11 protein-coding genes are annotated in these 16,884 nt (G+C 52.1%); 7 read left to right on the top strand and 4 right to left on the bottom strand.

The features are described 5' to 3' along the window. Positions 1-29: 29 nt before the first annotated feature. Together ACTZWV_RS14645 and ACTZWV_RS14650 are read right to left on the bottom strand one after the other, a co-directional pair. On the bottom strand, positions 30-1,184 hold the full coding sequence (locus ACTZWV_RS14645) for a chorismate mutase (RefSeq protein ID WP_444787263.1): 1,155 nt from the start codon (positions 1,182-1,184) through the stop codon (positions 30-32). Between the two features lie 180 nt (positions 1,185-1,364). Beyond that, entirely contained in the window at positions 1,365-3,716 is a 2,352-nt protein-coding gene (locus ACTZWV_RS14650; protein ID WP_444787264.1) for a penicillin acylase family protein, read from the bottom strand. A gap of 55 nt (positions 3,717-3,771) precedes the next feature. Here ACTZWV_RS14650 and ACTZWV_RS14655 point away from each other — a divergent pair, with 55 nt between their 5' ends. After that, on the top strand, positions 3,772-4,422 hold the full coding sequence (locus ACTZWV_RS14655; RefSeq protein ID WP_444787265.1) for a cytochrome b/b6 domain-containing protein: 651 nt from the start codon (positions 3,772-3,774) through the stop codon (positions 4,420-4,422). 16 nt (positions 4,423-4,438) lie between these two features. Here ACTZWV_RS14655 and ACTZWV_RS14660 read toward each other — a convergent pair whose 3' ends face one another. After that, positions 4,439-4,891, bottom strand: a complete 453-nt coding sequence (locus tag ACTZWV_RS14660) for a c-type cytochrome (protein ID WP_444787266.1) — start codon at positions 4,889-4,891, stop codon at positions 4,439-4,441. Positions 4,892-5,001: 110 nt separating this feature from the next. On the opposite strand from ACTZWV_RS14660, the gene ACTZWV_RS14665 reads away from it, so the two are divergent. The 4 genes from ACTZWV_RS14665 to ACTZWV_RS14680 all read left to right on the top strand — a co-directional run bounded on the left by ACTZWV_RS14665 (position 5,002) and on the right by ACTZWV_RS14680 (position 14,173). After that, positions 5,002-7,965: a bifunctional diguanylate cyclase/phosphodiesterase gene (locus ACTZWV_RS14665; protein ID WP_444787267.1), complete on the top strand. Its 2,964-nt coding sequence runs from the start codon at positions 5,002-5,004 to the stop codon at positions 7,963-7,965. Between the two features lie 14 nt (positions 7,966-7,979). After that, on the top strand, positions 7,980-11,108 hold the full coding sequence (locus tag ACTZWV_RS14670; protein ID WP_444787268.1) for an amidohydrolase family protein: 3,129 nt from the start codon (positions 7,980-7,982) through the stop codon (positions 11,106-11,108). A gap of 11 nt (positions 11,109-11,119) precedes the next feature. Next, a complete protein-coding gene (locus ACTZWV_RS14675) occupies positions 11,120-12,424 on the top strand; it encodes an amidohydrolase family protein (RefSeq protein ID WP_444787269.1) in 1,305 nt (434 codons plus the stop codon). Positions 12,425-12,490: 66 nt separating this feature from the next. After that, positions 12,491-14,173, top strand: coding sequence for a M28 family metallopeptidase (locus ACTZWV_RS14680; protein ID WP_444787270.1), 1,683 nt, complete (start codon positions 12,491-12,493; stop codon positions 14,171-14,173). Positions 14,174-14,343: 170 nt separating this feature from the next. Here the strand turns inward: ACTZWV_RS14680 and ACTZWV_RS14685 are convergent, their stop codons facing one another. Next, the gene (locus tag ACTZWV_RS14685) at positions 14,344-14,754 is read right to left on the bottom strand and encodes a translation initiation factor (protein WP_444787271.1); all 411 of its coding nucleotides are present in this window, start codon (positions 14,752-14,754) and stop codon (positions 14,344-14,346) included. 148 nt (positions 14,755-14,902) lie between these two features. Here ACTZWV_RS14685 and ACTZWV_RS14690 point away from each other — a divergent pair, with 148 nt between their 5' ends. Together ACTZWV_RS14690 and ACTZWV_RS14695 are read left to right on the top strand one after the other, a co-directional pair. Beyond that, on the top strand, positions 14,903-15,613 hold the full coding sequence (locus tag ACTZWV_RS14690; RefSeq protein WP_444787272.1) for a GAF domain-containing protein: 711 nt from the start codon (positions 14,903-14,905) through the stop codon (positions 15,611-15,613). Positions 15,614-15,654: 41 nt separating this feature from the next. Next, positions 15,655-16,851 carry an amino acid aminotransferase gene (locus ACTZWV_RS14695; RefSeq protein ID WP_444787273.1) on the top strand — a complete coding sequence of 399 codons (1,197 nt, stop codon included), beginning with the start codon at positions 15,655-15,657 and terminating at the stop codon, positions 16,849-16,851. The last annotated feature ends 33 nt before the right edge of the window (positions 16,852-16,884 follow it).

Here is a 16,884-nt window from a genome sequence, read left to right on the forward strand (position 1 = left end):
GCAGGGCTTGCGCTCCTGCTGCTGTTTTATCAGCTTGCCGTTACCTGGGTTGGCTCGATATCTTCACTGGGGTAGCAGCCTAAAACCTTAATAAATTTGGTGATTTTATTCAGCTCTTCCAGGGCGCGGGTCATGGCGTAGTCGTTCAGGTTGGCAAAGACGTCAACGTAAAACATCTCTTCCCACGGGTTGCCGTTAATCGGCCGCGATTCCAGCTTGCCCATACTGATACCGTGCTGCTTCAGTACTAATAACGCATCGACCAGGGCGCCGGGTTGCTGGCCGGTGTACATAATAAAGGTGGTTTTCGCTGGTATGGCTTTGGCGACGGTTACCGGTTTACGTGCCACTACAATAAAGCGGCTGACGTTATCTTTCTGGTTGGCCAAATCGCGGGTCAGTACTTCAAGGCCATATAACTGGCCGCCTTCTTCGCCGCCAATGGCAACTACGGTAGGGTCTTGCTGCTGTTTAATGCGGTTAAAGGCATCTGATGAGCTGTCGCAATACTCAATTTTTACCTGCGATAAGCCCTGCAAAAACTGGCTGCACTGAGCGATAACCTGCGGATGCGCACACACCTGGCGGATTTTAGTTAAATCGGTGCCCGGCAGACCGAGCAGGCAATGGGCGATAGGGTGGGTCAGCTCGCCAACGATAGACAACCGCGTATGCTGCAGTATGTCATACACCTCGTTAATACTGCCGGACGAGGTGTTTTCAATTGGCAGCAAGGCGTAATCGGCGTGGCCGGTTTCTACTGCCTGGACAATCTCGTTAAAACTGTCGCAGCCTTGTTCGATAATACGCTCGGCACGGCGGGTAAAGTATTTTTGCGTGGCCCAGTAACTGTACGAGCCCTGGCCGCCAAGAAAAGCTACCCGCACTGCCGGGCTGTCGGTGCCGTTCAACTGACCCTGAATTTTTGCCTGTTGCTGCAGCACTGAGTCTTCAATAATCACATGATACAGCCGCGTGACGTATTGTGCGTCTAACCCCAGTGGCTTGCCCTGGCCGATAAGGGATACCAGCAGCTCCTGCTCGCGTTTTTGATCGCGTATCGGTTTGTTCTGTGCCAGTTTGGCATCGGCTACTGCCAGCGCCAGTTGCCGGCGTTTCGACAGCAAGGCCAGCAGTTGTTGGTCGGTGTCGCTTATCGCGTGGCGTATGTCATCCAGTTCCATGTTGGTTCTCTTTATCTGAGGTAAAAATAAGCAAAAAAAAACCTCCCGGCGGGGGAGGTTTTCTGGTTTTACTGCGCGCGCAGCTCACCGCCTCCCGTTGGGGGTGGTAAAGTTAAAAAAGCTGAGCGCGTTAAATACAGTTTTCATGGCTGCTAACATAATCCGTCCGGATGGCTAAAGTCAACCCTGCGGTGTCAGCAGCAGTTGATATTTTTTCTCGCCGGGTAAAAACGGCAAGGCCACTTCATTTAACCAGTAATGATGATCGGCGCGGTAAAACGGCGATAACGGATGGCCGGACTGACCGGCCGGTATAGTTAAAATACCTTTGTGCTCTTGCCCCGGCGCCACCACCATGCGCTGCGACTGGCCAAACCCCGGCCGTTGCACCCGTGGCATATGGCTGTCGCCGTTCAGCTCTGTTTGCGGCATATTCAGCCAACCGCCCAACAGCGGCACGGCAGCGGACAGCGGATGTTGAATGTTGGCGCGGTTCACCGTGCCCCAGTTGCTCTGGTTAATGCTGCCGTATTGCTGCTCTAACTGCTGCTTGCTTTGCAGTATGGCGCTTAGCAGCAGCTCATCCCAACTGCTGAAGTTGGCCGGCAGGGTGTCGGCGCGGCGTTGTTGCAACATAGCCCAAAGCGGCGTCTCCAGTGAATACTTTAGATCGCTGCTGCGGGCACTGTGTTGCTCCAGTAACGCCGATAGTGGCGCAAATTGCAGCTGCAGTAATTGCAGCCTGAAGGCGCGCACCAGGGTATAACCCACGGCGTCGGTCGCGGCGCGCTGAGAGCTGGTTAACACATGCTGGCGGTAAGACTGTAACTGATGCTGCTGCACCGTATCGCTGTCTAAGCGCTGTAACAGTAATTGCTGCCAGCGCTGCAGCATCAGTGCGCGGTTGTCCAGCTGGATCTGGTGCAATGCCTGTTCATCCGCTTGTTGCAGTTGCTCCAGGCCTTGCTGAATTTGCCAGCCGCGGGCGCCTAAATCGTAACCGCCGTTACCCAGCAGTTGGTACATGTCGCCACCTACCACCCGGGCATTGGCGCTCCATAGCCTGTTGCTGTCGGGGTTAAGCAACTGCGGTTGTATCTGTGGCGGCTGATAGCCAAACCAGCCTTGCTCGCCATTGCTCCAATCCTGAGCAGTGTCCCAATCATCGACAGTACGTTGTGGCACCGGACCCATAAGGCTCCAGCCAATGTTGCCTTTGCTGTCAGCCAGCATCAGGTTCTGCGCCGGAATACCGGTTTGTGACGCCAGTTGCACTGCGTCCTGCACTGTTGCGGCAGTTTCCAGTTGCAGCAGTTTAAAGTTTACCGCGACATCATCATACGCCACCCAGCGTAGTGCATAAGCCGGACTGTCACCAAAGCGTACCAGTGGCCCCCAACGGGTTTGTGCCATTTCAACCGGCTGATCGGCTTTGCCGGCCACTTTAATGGTGTCGTATACGTATTCCAGTGCTTGCCAACCATCCGGCGTCAGATAGCGTTTGCCGTCGTCGGACAATTGCAGCGCTACCAGATCATGCCAATCGGCGGTGCTGTTGGTAAAACCCCAGGCCAGCCGGCCGTTAGAGCCCACTACTACCGCCGGAGTGCCGGCCAGCGTCAGGCCGGTTACGGTGTGTAAAGTGCTGCCATTGCGCCAGTTCAGTTGCGCTTTGTACCAGGTGCCGGGCACGCGGATATTCAGGTGCATATCATCGGCCAAAATGGCACTGCCATGGCTGGTTAAACTGCCGGCCACCGCAAAGTTATTACTGCCGATATCGGTAGCATCTTTAACAGTACAAGCCTGACACGCCGTGGCTTGTTCACGCAACGCTTGCGGATACGGCTGGTCCGGCATGGCAACGGCGTCAACTGCAGTGCCGTCGATGGCGGCCTGCCAGATATCGCTGTGTTGCTGTAAAAAGCTGTACCACTGTGCAGGCAGCGCCTGTTGCAGCACTGTCATGGCGTAGTCGTCTTTACCCAGCTTGCCTTGTAAATCAAGGTACATGCTGTAGATCACCAGCAAGGAGTCAGCCGGCAGCCACGGCTGTGGTGTTTGGCGCAGCAGCAGATATTCAAACGGCGACAAGCTCAGTGCACTAAGGCCGGCATTTACGCCGCGGCTGTAATCAGCCAGCAGTTGTTGCTCCGGCGCTGACAGTTGCGCCAGGGCCCGGTTGGCACGAAAACGGAAGCGATGACGGCGCAGGGCTTTATCAGCATCGAGGGCTCGCTCGCCAAACAGGGCCGATAATTCACCGGCGGCATTGCGGCGCAGTAAATCCATTTGGAAAAACCGTTCCTGCGCATGAGCAAAGCCCAGCGCATAGGCGGCATCATTGCGGTTGGCAGCTTGAATACTCAGATAGCCGCCGGCGTCCCGCTCTAACCTGGCGGTGCTGCTTATCAGCGTAGCCTGTTCGCCGTCGTACTGCGGTAAACTCAGATACAGCAGGGCATAAATGCTGGCTGCCAGTAGTGCGGCTAACAGTGCTATTACGCCGATTATCCATTTCCACCAATTCATCTTTTTGCTTCTCTGGTATAAAATCAAAAACTTAGCATAACGGAGACAAAGCTCAATGTCACAGAAAGTAAAAGTATGGGATCTGGCGGTACGGTTTTTCCACTGGAGTCAGCTGCTGTTGATCGCGGGCCTTTGGTATACCGGTGAAGAAGGTTTAACTGCACAGCACCAACTGCTGGCGTATAGCTTGCTGGCATTAGTTGTGGCCCGCCTTGTTTGGGGCGTAATGGGTAGCAGTACGGCCAGGTTTAGCCGCTTTGCCGCCACGCCCGCAGCTGCCGTGCGCTATTTACGCCGGCCACAGCCGGTTAACGGCCATAATCCGGCGTCGTTTTATATGATAGTGTTGCTGTTGAGCTTAACTCTGTTGCAGTTGCTGACCGGGCTGGCGACCTTTGATAACAGCTATATGAGCGACGGCCCGCTGGTCAGCCTGTTACCGGCCGGCTGGGTTGATGTTGCTTCAGATATTCACAAAATAAATATCAATATTTTGCTGGCCGCCATCGCAGTGCATATAGTAGCGGCGCTGTGGCACAGTGTGCGGGTACATAATGTGTTGTTGGTGATGTGCAGTGGTAAAGATGACAAGGCAGCCGGTGCGCCGCTGCAGCTGAAAAACAGTGCGTGGTTTTTTCTGTTGTTTGCCGCTGTGCTGGCGCTGTTGTACTACTGGCAGGGCAGTAAGCTAATGGCGCTGCTGTAAGCAGCGCCAACGGCTGTTAGTTTTTGTAGTCGTCGTGGCAGGCTTTGCAGTTGCGGGCAAAACTGCCGAAAGCTTTGCGTATGTCGGCTTGCTCACCACTGTCAGCGGCGGCTTTTAATGCCAGTGCATCTTTAGCCAGTTTATCGCTGCGGCTGTTAAAATCCTGCAGGTTGTGCCAAATCTCAGCTTTTGCATCGCCACCGCCTTGTTCGGCACCCGGTACGGTAAAGGCTTCCCACGGCAAAGTGGTTAAGGTAGCCAGGGCGCTGGCGCGGCTGGTTACACGGGCGGCGTCATAGCTTACTTCACCTTTTAGCATATCGGCGATATCTGCCATATTATGCCGGATCAGTTGAAATGCCGCCTGACGATAGGTCACGCTGTCTTTGGCGTCGCTGAAGGCACTACCGGCATAAGCGGCCCCTGAAATCAGGGATAACAAAACTGCAGCTAACAGGGGTTTTTTCATTGTGTCATTCTCTTTTGGTGAATTTACATGCAATAATGAAGCTGTCGTATCTTAACAGAAAGCGATATCTTGCCAATAATGAATAACTACCAAGCAATCAGGCAGAGTGAGTGAAGGACGCTAATTTTACCAAACCATCAGGACGGGATTCACTGGGTCGTAAATTTGCGCTGGTGGTATTCCTGGCAATTGTCGCAGCCGGGTTTGGTATTGGCTATGTGGTGGTGTTACTGCAGGAAAAGATAGCGCTGGACCAGCAACGACAAGTCGTTGAACAAAATGCTCTGCGTTATGCGGCGCAATTGAACGACAATTTCCTGCAAAAAGAACAAAAGGCGATAGCGGCCAATCAGGTCGTCAGTCGCAGTTTGGCACGGGCAACGTTAAGCGTACCGAAACGCTTAACGCCGTCAGCGGATGGCAGTGTCCGTGCGCAGGATCAATACTCCGCCGCTTTTACTGCGGTAACAAATTACACCCCCCGTACCTCTGCACTGTTTGAGCACACGGCCACCTTGTGGCAACAACTGTCGCCGTTACTGCTGCAGGACTTTTATAATTTCTACTTTATCTCTAAAGAACAGTTTATCCGTATTTCACCCGGCGATTGGGCTTTACAGGTAGATGCACAGCACGATTTTTCGCAAGACCTGTTTTACCAGATTGCTACCCCGGAGCAAAACCCCGCCAGGCAGCCACGTTGGACACCGCTGTACTATGACAGCATCTGGCAAAAGTGGATGACAAGCCTGATTATTCCGTTGTATATCAACGATGAGTTTATCGGTGTTACCGGTAGCGACTTTGTGTTGGATGATATTCTGGCCGGCTTGCCGCACGCCGGGCCTGGCCAGTACCACAGCAAAGCTTTTTTGTTTGATCATCAGGGTATGGTTATAGGTTTGCGCCAGCAAAGTATCGCCGGTAACGTGCCGATGAACACCCGCTTTAGTGGCATAACGCTGGATAACAGCGTGTTACAGCAGTACGCGCAGCAGGTTGCGGCTAACCCTAATCAGCTGCCGCAGCTGTCCAAAGCTGTACCGCAGCAACTGGTGTCAGCGGCATTAGTGGAGCGGATTAACTGGCATGTAGCGGTATATATTGATAAAGCTGCGGTAAAGGCATCGTTAAGTGAATTTCGCAGCAAACTGCTGGTGGTATTTGTACTGGTAGCGCTGTTAGTCGCGTTATTACTGCAACTGGTGATTTACCAATTTGTACTCAAGCGGGTAAACCGTTTGTCGGCGGCTATCTATCGGTTGTCGCGTGGCGACTTACAAAAGGTAGAGCTTGATCATAAAGCCGATGAAATTGGTTTGTTAAATCAGGCATTTGGCCGTATGTCCGATGAGATATCCGGCCTGGTTAGCGGTTTAAATGCCCGGATTGAAGAAAAAGAGCTGGCCGAGCGCTCCGCCCGCAAGTTAAGTAAAGCCGTGTCGTTTTCCAGCTCCGGCATAGTGATAACGGACCAATTTCTTAGTATTGAATATATTAATCCGTTTTTAACCGAAATTATCGGCAGCAGCGCTGAGCAACTACAACAAAAGCCGTTACACAGTTTATTTGCGGAAGAAATGCATCACGTAGGTGAAGAAATCGCCGAAACCCTGAGCGAGCGCCAACACTGGCGCGGCGATATGTTGCTGCAGTATCAGGACCGTCAGCTGTGGGTGTCGCTGGCTATAGCGCCTATTCGTGATGAAAAAGGCGATATCAGCAACTATGTTTGCGCCATGCAGGACATCTCTTTTATTAAGCAAAGCCAGAAAAAAATGGAGCAACTGGCATACTTTGATGTGTTAACCGGGCTGGCGAACCGCAGTTACTTCCGTGATCAGTTACGCAAAGCTATCGCCATGTCGCACCGTGGCTATTACAGCTTTGCCTTGTTGTATTTTGACCTGGACGAATTTAAACGCATCAATGACACCCTGGGCCACGATGCCGGCGATGAGTTATTAAAAGAGGTGGCCAAGCGTTTAATCAGCCGCCTGCGGGAAGAAGACACTATCGCCAGGCTGGGCGGCGATGAGTTTGCCGTTATTTTAAGCGGGATTAAAGATCGTGGCCAGGCGTCTACCATTGCTGCTAACTTGCAACAGGCGTTTGCCGCCCCGGTAAAACTGGGTAACCATGAGGTGTCAATCAGCGCCAGTATCGGTATTACCGTGGCGCCGGAAGATGCCTCAGAAGAAGAGCTGTTGCTAAAACATGCCGATTTGGCCATGTATGAAGCCAAGGCCCGTGGCAAAAACATGTTCCACTTTTTTAGCCCGGACTTAAATGAAGCGGCCAATGAGCGCTTGTTAATTGAAAACCAACTGCGTGAAGCCATTCGTGAGCATCAATTTTTGCTGTATTACCAACCGAAAGTTGATATTCGGGATAACACTATTATCGGTTATGAAACCCTGCTGCGCTGGCTGCGACCGGACAACACCCTGGTACCGCCGCTGCGGTTTATTTCTGTGGCGGAAAGCACCGGGCTGATTGTACAAATAGGCGAGTGGATTATATGGGAAGCTTGCCGCTTTTTATCGCGTCAACATAGCCGCGGCCATAATATTACTTTGTCGATTAATTTATCCGTGCGGCAATTTAATGATGATAATTTGCCGGAAATTGTTGAACGGATTCTATTGCGCACCGGCGCCAATCCCAAATGTTTAATCTTTGAAATCACTGAAAGTATGTTGATGGGTGATACCGATGCGGCTATTAACCAGTTAAATCAGTTAAAGCGTCTCGGAGTGTCTTTATCTATTGATGACTTTGGTACAGGCTATTCTTCGCTTAGTTATTTAAAGCGTTTCCCGGTAGACGAGCTGAAAATAGATCGCTCGTTCGTCAAAGATATCCCGGACGATCGCAACGACATGGATATTGTCGCGGCGATTATCGCCATGGCGCAGAAGATGAATCTGCGCGTAGTGGCCGAAGGGGTAGAAACTGCCGAACAAGTTGAATTTTTAAGAAAAAATGCTTGCTACCTGGTTCAGGGCTACTATTTCAGCATGCCGTTAGCGGAGCAGGAGTTGAGCCGGCTGAACTACGTTGTTAACTCTTAATTCAGGAACATGTTATGACTCAAGCCCGTTTGTCGCTGTTAAGCACAGCGCTGTTGACGGTTTTTGCTGCGAGCAGCCACGCCGATCAAACTTCGCCCTTGCAAGGTATCCAGGATAAAACCCCTAATTTAATCGCCCTAACCGGTGCCACTGTATATACCGAACCCGGTAAGAAGCTGGAAAATGCCACAGTACTCATTGCCGATGGCCGGATCAGCGCTGTAGGCACTAAAGTGAGTGTGCCGGCCGGTTATCAGCAAATTGATGCCAGCCGTTACACCCTGTATCCGGGCTTTATTGATCCTTATACCCAGTACGGCATTGAAGCGGCCAAACCGGCCAAACCCGGCAGTTACCGCGATGCGCCGGTATATAAAAATGAACGCAAAGGCGGCAACGCCAATAATGCCGCTATTCATGCCGAGCTGAGCTGGGTAAACGAATTTAAACCGGATGCCAAAGCAGCAGCAGAGTTGCGTAAGCTGGGCTTCACCGCTGCGCAGTCTGCCCGCTTTGACGGTATTTTCCGCGGCCGGGCCTTTGTCAGTGCCTTAGGCGACGGCTTGCCAAACGAGCTGGTGTTAAATGCTGCCGGGCCACAGTTTATGGCCTTTAGTAAAGGCACGTCTAAACAGAGCTACCCGTCATCTTTAATGGGCAGTATGGCGCTTATTCGCCAGACGTTAAGTGATGCTAATTGGTATAACCAGGTTTATGGCAAAACCGATGTGCGTTATTTTAACCAGCCGGTTGAGTTTAACGCCGCACTGCAAAGTTTGGGCAATATTGAGCAACAGGGCGCGATTTTTGAAACGTCAGACGACAGGTCCTTGTTACGCGCGCACCAACTGTTAAACGAATTCAGCCTGGCCAACGCCGCTATGGTAGGGTCGGGTTACGAATATGTGCAGCTGGATGCGGTAAAAGCCATGGCTCGCAAGCTGATCCTGCCACTGAATTTCCCGGCTGCGCCGGCTGTGGAGCAGCTGGCCGATCAGTTGGATGTGAATCTGGCCGACCTGCGCCACTGGGAGCGCGCGCCGGCCAATGCCGCAGCACTGGCTAAAGCCGGTGTACCTTTTGCGCTTACCACCTTTAAGTTAAAAGACAAAAAAGATTTTTGGCCTAATGTGCGCAAAGCCGTACAGCATGGTTTGTCTGCCGACACCGCTTTGGCAGCGTTAACAACAGTACCGGCCGGCATTGCCGGTGTAGCGGATAAGCTGGGTAAAATTGCGCCCGGTTATCAGGCCGACTTAGTGCTGGCCAGCGGCGATTTATTCGCCGACGGCGAAATTATCGCTACCTGGGTGCGCGGCCAACAGCACAGCATTAAAAGTGTGACACCGGTTGAATTCGCCGGTGATTATCAGTTAGCGGTTGCCGGTAAAGCGCTGAAGATTACCCTGAAGGGCAAAGCTGACAAACTCAGCGGCAGTGCGGTGTTACTGGCCGGCGCAGCCGATGCCAAAGCGGTTAAGCTTGAGCACGTGCACAGCCATCAGCAGCAACTGCAGTTTAACCTGAACCTGTCTGAGCTGACCGGGGATAAGCAAGTGGCGCAGTTTAGTGGCCAACTGCTGGATAATCAGTTAAGCGGTAAATGGCAGTTAAGCGGCCGCACTGAAGCGGTAAGCGCACAGCGCCAGGCGCTGGCTGCGGATAGTAAAAATGAGGCGACAGAGGCGAAGGCCGATATCAGCTTTATATCGCAGTTAACCTTCCCCAACCGTGCCTACGGCTTCCCGGCTTTGGCCAAACAGCAAAATGTGCATATTAAAAATGCTACGGTGTGGACGGCAGAAAAAGACGGCGTACTGCAAAATACCGATGTGATTGTGCGCAACGGCAAGTTCGACAAAATTGGTAAAAACCTGAGCACGCCACGCGGTTTTGATGTGATTGACGCCACAGGTATGCACCTGACGCCGGGCATTATTGACGAACACTCGCATGTGGCAATTGAAGCCGGCGTTAACGAAGGTACCGATGCGGTAACCTCTGAAGTGCGCATTGGTGATGTGTTAAACCCGGAAGATATTAACTTGTACCGTGGTTTAGCCGGTGGTACTACTACCGCGCAACTGCTGCACGGCAGCGCTAACCCGATTGGCGGTCAGGCGCAGGTTATTCAGTTCCGTTGGGGCGAAAATGCCCAAGGCCTGAAAATGCAGGCGGCGCCACCGAGCATTAAATTTGCGCTGGGTGAAAACGTTAAGCAGTCAAACTGGGGTGATGCCTTTACCGAGCGTTATCCGCAAACCCGTATCGGCGTTGAAACCACTATCCGTGATGCCTTTGTCGCCGCAAAAGAGTACAAAGCCAAACTGGCGGCGTACAACAAGCTGTCGAAGCGCCAGCGTGAACAGGTAGCGGCACCGCGCATTGACTATCGTTTAGAGGCCCTGGTAGAGATTCTGGATAAACAGCGCTTTATTCATACTCACTCTTATGTGGCGTCAGAAATTCTGATGCTGATAGAGCTGGCCGATGAGATGGGCTTTAACATCACCACCTTTACCCACATTCTGGAAGGTTATAAAACAGCAAAAGAGATGCAGGCCCATGGCGCCAGTGCCTCTACCTTTGCTGATTGGTGGGCCTATAAGATGGAAGTGCAGGACGCTATCCCGACCAATGCCTGTTTAATGGCAGAGCAGGGTATGAACGTCAGTATTAACTCGGATGATGCCGGCTTACAGCGCCGCCTGAATCAGGAAGCGGCCAAATCGGTCATGTACTGTGGTATGGATGAGCACGACGCGCTGAAAATGGTGACCATTAACCCGGCAATGCAGCTGAAAATAGACAGCGTAACCGGTTCAATCAAAGCCGGTAAACAAGCGGACTTTGTGTTGTGGAATACTCACCCGTTATCGGTATACAGCCAGGCACAACAAACCTGGATAGACGGTACCAAATACTTTGATATCAATACTGATAAGCAGCTGCAGCAGCAACTGGAAAGCGAGAAAGCTGCCTTGGTGCAAAAAGTGCTGAGCGCCGGTGATAAAGCCAAAGCCGGTGATAAAGACGCTTACAAACAAGATGAACCCGAGTGGCACTGTGAAGATCAGGGCGACTGGTGGAATATCGGCAGCCATATCCATGGCCGCGCCCATAACCACAACCATAGCCACTAAGGAGCTGCAGCATGAAATTTAGCAAAACCTGTTTAAGCCTGTTGGCTGCCTTAGCCGCCAACCTGAGCGCCACCACCGCCATGGCACACGATATGGTGCCGGGCAAAGCCCAAACTACGCCGCTGTTATTAACCGGCCTGACGGTACACACCGTAACCGACGGTGTTAAAGCCGACAGCGATGTATTAATCGTGGATGGTAAAATTGCTGCCGTAGGTAAGGATTTAACCGCGCCACAGGGCGCTACCGTGTTGGCGCTGGACGGCAAGCATCTATATCCCGGCCTGATCGCCCTGGCGAATCAGCTGGGCTTAATTGAAATTGAAGCGGTGCGCTCCACTGACGACTCCACAGAAGTTACCCAGACTAACCCGGATATTAAAGCCAAGGTAGCGTACAACGCTGATTCTGAGGTGATCCCGACCATTCGCAGCAACGGCTTTGCCTACAGCATGGTGTACCCGGCAGGCAGCATGCTGATGGGGCAATCAAGCTTAATGCAATTAGATGCGTGGAATTATCAGGATGCAGTAGTTGCAGATGGCACCGGCTTGCATGTACGTTGGCCCAACGCCGGTACGCTGGGCTCGCGCTGGAACCCGAAACCGGCAGATGAGGTGCGCAAAGCCAACGCTGAGCAACTGGAAAAACTGCAGCAGTACTTTAAAGACGCCAAAGCCTATTATGACGCTGAACAAGCGGGGTTAAACAAAGGCCTGGACTCACGCTGGCATGAAATGCTGACCGTGTTTAGTGGCAAGCGGCCGCTGTTTGTCCACGCCGATGATGAGCGGCAAATGCGTCAGGCGATGTTACTGGCCAAAGAATACGGCCTGCAACTGACCCTTGTTGGTGGTCGCGACAGCTGGCGTATCGCCGATGAACTGGCGGCCGCTAAGGTTGCGGTAATTTACACCGCACCTTATGGCTTACCAAGCCGCACTGACGAAAACTACAGCCAGGCCTTTACAGTGCCGAAAACTCTGCAGGATGCCGGCGTGCAGTATGCACTGTCGCTGGATGGTTACTGGGATACGCGCAACCTGGTGTTTGCTGCCGGGCAGGCTATCAGTTATGGCTTAACCCCGGAGCAGGCGTTACGTTCTGTTACCATTAATGCCGCGCAAATTGCCGGTGTTGCCGATAAAATTGGCAGCATAGAGGTGGGCAAAGCGGCCAGCCTGGTGGTGTCTGAAGGCGATATCTTCGACTATCTGAGCCATAAGGTAACCCATCTGTGGATTGACGGCCGCGCGGTAGATTTAAACAACCGCCACAAGCAACTGCACGATAAATATCAGCAGCGGATAAACTAAGCTTAATCTGTTGCCGTAATGTCAGTGCCAGCTTAGTGCTGGCACTGCTGTTTCTAAGGAAAACCAATGAAGAAAAACTTAATCGCGGGCGCTCTGGCCTTTACTGTTATCGTTGGCTGCGCCGGCACCACGGCATCCAAACCAGGCACTACTGTTTCTGCCGCCAATGCACAGGCAATAGAAGCACATATGCAGTTTCTGGCCGCTGATGCGCTGGCGGGGCGGGAAACCGGCAGCAACGAGCACGAAATTGCCTCCTTATATATTGCGACGCAACTGCAGGCTTTAGGCCTGAAACCGGCCGGCGATAACGGCGGCTATTTGCAACGCGTACCACTGCGTAAAGCGCGCCTGGCGCAGGACAGCGCTAAGTTTACCTTGCATGCTGCTGGCAAAAACACTGAGCTGAGCTATCCGAAAGCCTTTTTTACCGGGCCGAGCATGCAATTTGCCGAAACTAAAGTTACCGCGCCGCTGGTGTTTGCCGGCTATGGCCTGGTGTCAAAAGAGTTCGGTCTGGATGATTATGCCGGGCTTGATGTGTCGGGCAAAATTGTGGTGCTGTTAACCGGCCGGCCGGACAGCCTGCCAAGTGAAGAGGCGGCGCATTTAAGCAGCCTGAAAACCAGGTTAGCAGCAGAGCGCGGTGCGGTGGGCATTATTACCGTACATACCCCAAAGCAGGAAAAAGTGCGGCCCTATGCCAGCAGCCTGCTGTATTTAAATGCGCCGTCGATGGAATGGCTAGATGCTAGCGGCACACCGGCCGACAGCTATCCGAATTTAAAGGGCGGCGCCTATGTACACTATGACGCGGCCGCCGCCTTATTTGCTGCTGCCCCGATGTCACTGGCAGATATTTTTACCCGGGTGGACAACCAGCAAAACCCGGCAGGGTTTGAGCTTGGTGTATCGGCTACCTTAAGCCGTAACAGCAGCCATGAAGATATCTCCAGCCCGAATGTGATCGCAGTGCTGGAAGGCTCTGACCCGGAGTTAAAAGATGAGTATGTGGTGGTTACCGCGCACTCAGATCATATCGGCTACAGCAACGACTTACGTAACGACGATAAAATAAACAACGGCGCTATGGATAACGCCGCCGGTGTTGCCATACTGCTGGAAACTGCGCGTTTGTTCGCTCAGTTGCCGGAGAAACCCAAACGTTCTATCTTGTTTGTGGTGGTAACCGGTGAAGAAAAAGGCCTGCTCGGTGCCGATTACTTTGCCAATAACCCGACGCGGCCGATTGATAAGCTGGTGGCCAACGTTAACCTGGATATGCCGGTATTGCTGTATCCGTTTGCCGATATGATTGCTTTTGGTGCTAACCATTCGTCGCTTGGTAAGGTGGTTGAACAAGCCGCCGCCAAAGAAGGCATCGCCCTGAGTGCCGATCCTATGCCGGAGCAGGCGATTTTTACCCGCTCAGATCACTATACACTGGTGAAAAAGGGCGTACCGGCGGTGTTTTTAATGACCGGTTTTAAATCGAAAGATCCCAACCAGGACGGCGGTAAAATCTGGGGCAGTTTTTTTGCCAAGCATTACCATAAGCCGTCGGATGACATTCCAAGTCTAATCAAAGACTATGGCGCTATCCGTTATGATGCCGGTGTGGTATTTGCCGATATTAACTTTAATATTGCGCTGGATGTGGCCAATACAGAGCAGCGGCCATACTGGTTAAAAGACAGCTTTTTTAACGGCGTTTTTGGCCAGCCGTATAATCGTGAAGCGGTGAAGTAGGACAGCACAAAGCTTTGTGCTTCGGACTCGAACCGGTTTGCTCACGCTAACACGCCGTAAACCCATCCCTGGGGGCTCGTCTCAGCCCGTCCGGGGCTTCAACGGTTAGCTTAGAGCAATCCGGTTCTCTTCTTTCTGAACGTTAGAGAACCTGTGCTCTTTTCCGGGAATTAACCACCGGCCCATTTGGTTCTAAAACCCTCAGCTTGCAATAACTGCTCTACCAGCTCGCGTTTATCACCCTGAATTTCAATCACGCCGTCTTTTACCGCGCCACCACAGGCACATTTCTTTTTCAGTTTTGCTGCCAGCAGCACCAGCTCATCATGCGGTTTAGCAATGCCGCTGATAGTCAGCACTGCCTTACCACCGCGGCCTTTGGTTTCGCGCCTTATCCGCACAGCACCATCGGCAAACGCCTCTGCCACCGCTTTAGTTGGTGGCTTAGCGCTGATCTTTCCGCTGTCGGTGCTGTACACCAAATTGGCATCGTTTTTTACTGCCATTTTTACATCGCCGCTACTGCCTTGCGGCTTAAGTTGGGCCTGCCAGTCGGCCAATGAAATTTTATTGCCTGCCATAAATTGGGTCAGTTGCTTTACAATAGCGTCAGCTTAAACATCCGCAGCTGCGGCAGCAACAATTTCCTTAACTTGTACTGTGTTGGCTTGGCTTTTTAGCCGCTTCTGGTAAAATGCCTGTCAAATTTTAGAAATCTGGATGGCTATAATGTCGCAAGCTGATATTTCTGTGTCTGAGTATCTTAACCGTGCCGGGTTAGCTCAACACTTGGGCGCCGTTACTGTGACTGCCTTTGTCGAAACAGTGCAGCAGTGGCAACTCAAGCTGCAGCACTTTTTACAGCAGGCCGGCGCAGCACAAGTACAGTGGCAGTATAAAGTGCCGGAGCTGGGTGAGGGCGGTGCCTGTTCACTGTTTGGTCAGCTGGCCGAAGAGCCCTATGATTTAACGGCAATTCTGGGGGGCCAGAGCGAGCATAATCAGCTGGCGCTGCAAGCACTTGGCAATATAGCGGCATTTTACCGCGAACATTCCGGCCTGGACTGGTTTGGTATTTATCAGGCGCGGGCCAATATTAACGCTGAGCCGGTGCTGGTAAAGCTGGCCTATTACGGCGCAGCGTCACGGGCAGAGTTTCCGCTTAACACTGAATTTGCCAAAATCAGCAATAACAGCACTGTTGGTTTAAGCGGTAAAGCCAAAGTAATTAACGACGTAACAGCCTATTTGGGGGGCGGTGGTGAATATTACACCTGTGACCCTAAAGTGCAGGCCGAAGCCTGTTTGCCTCTGTTTGACCAATCAGGCAAAATAGCCGGCATTGTCGATGCTGAAGATTTTAATAAAAACGTATTTACTGCGGATGCCATGGCATTGTTGGTGGCGGTGTGTTTAACCGTACCGGCATACTTGCCTTAAGCGCAGTCTTTTTCATGCAACTTTAACTCAGGTAGAACATTATGTTTGCTCAGTTACAACCGGTGGCCACTGATCCGATTTTAGGTTTGATGGCAGCGTATAAAGAAGACCCGAACCCGAATAAAGTCGACCTTGGTGTAGGTGTATATAAAGACGAGCAAGGCCACACGGCGGTACTGAAATGCGTAAAAGAAGCCGAAGCGCTGCGCCTGAAACAGGAAGACAGCAAAACCTATATCGGTATGGCCGGTGATTTAGGCTTCAATGGCCATATTGAAAAGCTGGCATTTGGCCTTGGCCATAAAGTATTGCTGGCCAATCGTGTTACCACAGCGCATACGCCAGGCGGCACCGGCGCCCTGCGGGTAGCGGCAGAATTTATTAAAAAAGCCAACCCGAATGCGACTATCTGGGTAACCAGCCCTACCTGGGCGAACCATATTTCACTGTTTAAGGCTGCCGGCCTGAATGTAAAAGAATATACCTACTACGATTACGACACTAAAGGCCTGAATGAAGAGGCGATGTTTGCCGATCTGGCCACAGTGCCGGCCGGTGATGTGGTACTGGTGCATGCCTGCTGCCATAACCCAAGCGGTATGGATTTAACCTTCGCCCAGTGGCAGCGTTTTACTGCGTTGGCCAAAGAGCGTGGCTTTACGCCGTTAGTGGATATGGCGTATCAGGGCTTTGGCAGCGGGCTGGATGACGATGCCAAAGGCTTACGCCACCTGGCAGATAACGTTGACGAGATGCTCCTGTGCAGCTCGTGCTCGAAAAACTTTGGCTTGTACCGTGAGCGTATCGGTGCGGTATCTATAGTAGCCGCTGACAGTAAAGTGGCCGATGTTGCCAGGGTAAATCTGCTAAGCGTAGTGCGCAGCATTTATTCAATGCCACCGGCGCATGGCGCCATTATTGTGGCAAATATTCTTGATAGCAACGAGCTTACTGCACTTTGGCACGAAGAGCTGGCCGAAATGCGTAACCGTATTAACAGCTATCGCCAGCTGATCATCGATAAACTGGCCGGTGAAGGTGTTACTCAGGACTTCAGCTTTATTACCCGTCAGCACGGTATGTTCAGCTTTTTGGGCATCAATAAAGAGCAAATTGGCCGTTTACGCAACGAGTTCAGTATCTATATGGTGGATTCCAGCCGGGTGAGCATTGCCGGGTTAAACCACAGCAATATTGATTACTTTGCTAAATCGGTTGCCACAGTGTTGAAAGGCTAAACACCTAAGCTTAAAAAGAAAAAACCGCAGTTC

The sequence above is a fragment of the Rheinheimera sp. NSM genome, assembly GCF_052380015.1.
GTDB lineage: Bacteria > Pseudomonadota > Gammaproteobacteria > Enterobacterales > Alteromonadaceae > Alishewanella.

What these genes read in the sequence shown, in the direction of transcription:
- ACTZWV_RS14680 (WP_444787270.1), top strand. Translation starts at nt 12,491, where the DNA reads ATGAAGAAAAACTTAATCGCGGGCGCTCTGGCCTTTACTGTTATCGTT.
- ACTZWV_RS14675 (WP_444787269.1), top strand. Translation starts at nt 11,120, where the DNA reads ATGAAATTTAGCAAAACCTGTTTAAGCCTGTTGGCTGCCTTAGCCGCC.
- ACTZWV_RS14650 (WP_444787264.1), bottom strand. Translation starts at nt 3,716, where the DNA reads ATGAATTGGTGGAAATGGATAATCGGCGTAATAGCACTGTTAGCCGCA.
- ACTZWV_RS14660 (WP_444787266.1), bottom strand. Translation starts at nt 4,891, where the DNA reads ATGAAAAAACCCCTGTTAGCTGCAGTTTTGTTATCCCTGATTTCAGGG.
- ACTZWV_RS14645 (WP_444787263.1), bottom strand. Translation starts at nt 1,184, where the DNA reads ATGGAACTGGATGACATACGCCACGCGATAAGCGACACCGACCAACAA.
- ACTZWV_RS14670 (WP_444787268.1), top strand. Translation starts at nt 7,980, where the DNA reads ATGACTCAAGCCCGTTTGTCGCTGTTAAGCACAGCGCTGTTGACGGTT.
- ACTZWV_RS14690 (WP_444787272.1), top strand. Translation starts at nt 14,903, where the DNA reads ATGTCGCAAGCTGATATTTCTGTGTCTGAGTATCTTAACCGTGCCGGG.
- ACTZWV_RS14685 (WP_444787271.1), bottom strand. Translation starts at nt 14,754, where the DNA reads ATGGCAGGCAATAAAATTTCATTGGCCGACTGGCAGGCCCAACTTAAG.
- ACTZWV_RS14655 (WP_444787265.1), top strand. Translation starts at nt 3,772, where the DNA reads ATGTCACAGAAAGTAAAAGTATGGGATCTGGCGGTACGGTTTTTCCAC.
- ACTZWV_RS14695 (WP_444787273.1), top strand. Translation starts at nt 15,655, where the DNA reads ATGTTTGCTCAGTTACAACCGGTGGCCACTGATCCGATTTTAGGTTTG.